The sequence below is a fragment of the Microvirga massiliensis genome (assembly GCF_001006805.1).
In the GTDB taxonomy this organism is placed as follows: domain Bacteria; phylum Pseudomonadota; class Alphaproteobacteria; order Rhizobiales; family Beijerinckiaceae; genus Microvirga; species Microvirga massiliensis.
The window spans coordinates 1-4,370 of sequence record NZ_LN811375.1 but is presented as its reverse complement, the minus strand read 5'-3'; the positions used below and the strand labels follow the sequence as shown (position 1 = coordinate 4,370).

The 4,370-nt window shown below is 61.8% G+C and carries 3 protein-coding genes; 2 read left to right on the top strand and 1 reads right to left on the bottom strand.

Going from position 1 to position 4,370, the window contains the following annotated elements; translation table 11 throughout:
• Positions 1-269 (bottom strand): RNA chaperone Hfq (locus tag BN1233_RS40970; RefSeq protein ID WP_046869450.1); only part of this gene is annotated, 269 nt, incomplete at its 3' end.
• 234 nt (positions 270-503) lie between these two features.
• Between BN1233_RS40970 and BN1233_RS40965 the strand changes: the two genes are divergently transcribed.
• Both BN1233_RS40965 and BN1233_RS40960 read left to right on the top strand, forming a co-directional pair.
• Positions 504-791, top strand: coding sequence for a hypothetical protein (locus BN1233_RS40965; protein WP_187144492.1), 288 nt, complete (start codon positions 504-506; stop codon positions 789-791).
• Positions 792-1,495: 704 nt separating this feature from the next.
• Positions 1,496-4,255: a UPF0182 family membrane protein gene (locus BN1233_RS40960; RefSeq protein WP_046869449.1), complete on the top strand. Its 2,760-nt coding sequence runs from the start codon at positions 1,496-1,498 to the stop codon at positions 4,253-4,255.
• Positions 4,256-4,370 lie beyond the last annotated feature (115 nt).

Here is a 4,370-nt window from a genome sequence, read left to right as displayed (position 1 = left end):
ACCAACTCACCGGCCAGGATCCCAGTGCCTGGAGCTTCGAGGTCGAGGCCCGACCGTTCGGCGAAAGTTGGTGAAAGATCCCGCCAGCTTCGGATCGGCCAGGGTAAGCCCCGGATCGGCCGAGGTGGTACGCGGGTGAACCTGTCAGAGCCCATGATGTAGCCCTGAAGTCTGACGCCCTTCGGGAAGTACACCGTCACCGGCACACCGTGCTCTTGAACGTGCTTCCGGAAGCTGTCTTGCAGGCTTGGGGCGAGTTCCTCAGCCATGTCGGTTTCCCGCAAGGGGGCAGCCGCTCGGCGGCCCGCACCCTGACCGCGAGAGCAGCGTCTGGCAGGGATCCTGGAGGCGCAAGCCCAGCGGGCTGCTGGGCTGCCCTAGGAGGCGACCCTGGTGGGCTTGTGGGAAGGGCGGCGCCGCACGGCGGCGGATGGTCCTATGCCCCGTCCTCAACGAAACCCGCGTGACTTCAGGGCGTTGTTGGTTTTTGAGCGGGACCATCCATGACCGACGAGCAACGTGACGATCTTCCGGCGAAAGTCCGAAAGGGGCGAAGCGGCCCAGATGCGGCGCTTCCCCGACCCGTCCAGGAGCACCTCGCCCGCCAGCTCCGGGCCGCCTACCACGAGCGGCAGGAGAAGCCGGCCTTCCTCGGGGATGCGGCACTCCCGCGGGAGTTCGACGACTACCTCTACCGCCTGTGGTCAAGTGAGACGGCCCACCGGCGCAGGCGGGCGGGCGCGTGCGGCCTTGCCGCCGTCCAAGCGGCACTCAAGGGTGTGGGCGCGTAGCAGGTTTCAATCCCTTCCGTTGCAGCCGTTCTCATGGCCGCTCATGCGCCCGCGAGCGCTCTGCAATTCGTATACGCGGCCGAAGTCATAAGAGTCCCATTAAGATCCTACGAATAAACGAGGGGATCGGCCATTGCTGTTGGCTTTGGCATCAGCCCGCGTGTCCTTTGCGAGCATGCGAAACTCAAGCGCGGCGGCGCGTGGCACCGATGGTCGTGGCCCGGACCTGACCTGAATCGGCACCACCGAAGCCATGAGGACGGCAAGCGCCATGTCACGATGCGGTCCGTCCACCGCGTCGGCTTCCCAGTAGACCGGCTGAAGCGAATTCATGGCACACCAACATTGCCCGCCGTCGTGGCAGATCCGCCGCACACATCAGCCGGCAAGACTGTGCTGATCAGCGCCAGAGCGGCATCGCCGGAGGTCTCGAAACCAGACAGTTGGGCGTTGACCTTAGAGTCATGTCTTCGTCCCTGTTGTCTGTTGCGCTACAATGATTTTGTGCAGTCCGATCTGCGGAAGGCAGGGATGCATTCTTGGATCTCTGCCATTGGACCCCGGCATTCTCTCGGCCAACACGATCGGCTTGCTGGGCTGGGTGCCGTTCATTGTGTCAAGCGCCTGCCCCATGCAGAGGTGATCAGGTACGAGCCGGTGGTCGGGGCAGATCTTCGGTCCTGTTTTAAGGGACGGAGGCGTATATGCAGTGGAGAGGCATCGCGGTGGCAGCAATCGCCATCGTGGTCTGCCTGACCTTATCGGGCATCATTGTGGACTTCCTGGTCGACTGGATCTGGTTCTCGGCGATCGGATATCCAGAGGTCTTCTGGACGGTTTTGCAAGCCAGGATCTCGCTGTTCCTCGTAGTGTTCGCGGTCACGACGATCGTTCTCTGGTGGAACGGCTGGCTGGCATTCCGGCTGTCAAGGCGTGGAACAGGCAGTTCCATTGAAATTGCTGGAATTACTGTGGGGCCGCCGCAATCCTCCCAAGTGCCGGAGGTCGTGCACAGGCGTCTCCTGCTCCTCGTTGCAGGCGCATCCGCAACTGCCGGAGCATTGGTCGCGGCGGGAGAGATGACCAACTGGAACGTTCTCCTGCGGTTCCTGTATCAGGTGCCTTACGGGCAGAGCGACCCGATCTTCGGCAAGGACATCGGCTTCTATCTGTTTTCCCTCCCCGCCTATGTCGCCCTCAAGGACTGGATGCTGCTGACGGTCAGCCTGGGCTGCATCGTCGCGGCGGGCGTGTATTGGGTGCGGGGCGAGATCGGTTTCAACATCGGACGCTGGTCGTTGTCCCGGACCGTCGTCGCTCATGGCTCCGTCTTGCTCGGCATCCTCTTTTCGGTCTGGGCGTGGTCCTATGGCTTGGACCGCTACCTCTTGCTGTATGGCGACAACGGCGTCGTCGTGGGCGCAAGCTACACCGATATCCATGTCGAACTGCCAGTCCTCTGGGTACTGATCGGACTCGCAGTGGTGGCAGCCCTCCTGTCGTGGGCCAACCTGTGGGTTCGCACCTACAGGCTTCCGGCAGCCGCGGTCATGCTGGTCCTTGGTGGCGCGTTTGTCATGGCCGAGGTGTTCCCGGTGCTGTTCGAGCGCCTGTTCGTGAGACCGAACGAGTTGGAACTCGAGAAGCCTTACCTTGAACAGAACATCGCGCTCACCCGACAAGCCTACGGTCTCCATCGCATCATCGCTAAACCGTTTCCCGTCGAGCAGAACCTCACCGTCGACTCGCTTCGAGCCAACCAGGCGACCATCGACAACATTCGGCTGTGGGACGAGCAGCCTCTCATGGCCACGTATGCTCAATTGCAGGAGATCCGGACCTACTACAAGTTCCGGGACGTGGATGTGGATCGTTACTGGCTCGGCGGAGCCTATCAGCAGGTCATGCTGTCGGCCCGCGAGCTCAAGTCCGCGCTTCTTCCACCTGACGCCCAGACGTGGGTCAACCAGCATGTGCTCTTCACGCACGGGACCGGCGTGGTCATGAGCTCGGTCACGCGCAAGAGTGCCGAAGGGCTGCCGGTATTCTATCTCCAGGATATTCCGCCGCTCGCAACCGGAGGCCCTCCGGTGCACGAACCCCGCATTTACTACGGCGAGCTGACCGACACCTACGTCATCGTCCGCGGAAGCACCCCGGAGTTTGATTACCCGAAGGGCAAGGACAACGTCTATGCTCGCTACACAGGCAGGGGCGGCATCGCAGTGGGGGGCGGTGCCCGAAGGAGCCTCTTCGCCTGGTATTTCAATGATCCGAACATCCTGCTCAGCAGCTACATCACCGGCGATAGCCGGATCATGTTCCGTCGGAGCATTCGAGAGCGCGTGCACACGATTGCGCCTTTCCTGCACCTCGACCGCAACCCTTACTTGGTGGTCAGCGATGGACGTCTTGTCTGGGTGCAGGACGCCTACACGACGAGCACGTATTTCCCATACTCTCTCGCTTACGTTCCGCCGCTGCCGGACCGCGGACTCAATTACATCCGCAACTCCGTCAAGGTCGTTGTTGATGCCTATGACGGATCGGTCGACTTCTACCTGACGGATCCCGAGGATCCGATCGCCGCCACCTACCGGCGCATCTTTCCGGGGCTCTTCAAGCTCTTCGCGGCCATGCCCCAGGAGATGCAAAGGCACATTCGTTACCCGGAGGACCTATTCTTCATCCAGGCGCAGATATACCGGACGTACCACATGGCTGCGCCGGAGGTGTTCTACAACCGCGAGGATCTGTGGCAGTTTCCCCGCCAGCCGACGGACGGCAACGCCGCCAGGATGGCTCCCTATTACATGATCATGCGCCTGCCGGGCGAGCCGCAGGCCGAGAGCATCCTGATGCTGCCGATGGTGCCGAGCCAGCGGGAGAACATGATTGCGTGGTTGGCGGCCCGCTGCGATCCACCTCATTATGGCGAACTGATCGTCTACGAGTTTCCCAAGGACAAACTCGTCTATGGCCCCTTCCAGATCGAGGCGCGCATCAACCAGAACACCGCGATTTCGCAGCAACTCTCACTCTGGAACCAACTGGGGTCGCGGGTCATCCGGGGCAACCTGCATGTCATCCCGATTGAGAATTCGATCCTGTACGTGTCGCCCCTGTATCTCCGCGCGGCGACGGGGCAGATCCCGGAGCTCAAGCGGGTGATCGCGGCCTATGGCGACCAAGTAGTCATGGAGGAAACGCTAGCTCGCGCTCTGGCAGCTCTCTTCATGGCGCCTGTGCAGAGCTTCCCACACGTGGGGTCGTCGGCCGAAGCCCTGCCTGCAACTCCGGAGGTCAATCAAACGCGAGACGCTCTCGGCCACTACAATCAAGCGATGGAGCGGTTGAGGGCCGGCGACTGGCAGGGCTTCGGAGCAGAAATGGACAAGCTGCGAATGACCCTTGAACGGTCCAGTGACCGCCCCGGTGATCGCCAGCCTGACCCTAAGCGCTAGCCGGCAACTCACTGAAGTGCTGCCGACAAAGGGCAACCGCTGAAAGTCAACGTGAAGTTGTGTGCGTCAAGTTCAGCAATTTGGTCCTGGTGAGTGGGTGAGGTCCGGGCGGCGG

Excerpts from the sequence above, each read along its gene's own strand:
- BN1233_RS40965 (WP_187144492.1), top strand. The coding sequence starts at position 504 with ATGACCGACGAGCAACGTGACGATCTTCCGGCGAAAGTCCGAAAGGGG.
- BN1233_RS40960 (WP_046869449.1), top strand. The coding sequence starts at position 1,496 with ATGCAGTGGAGAGGCATCGCGGTGGCAGCAATCGCCATCGTGGTCTGC.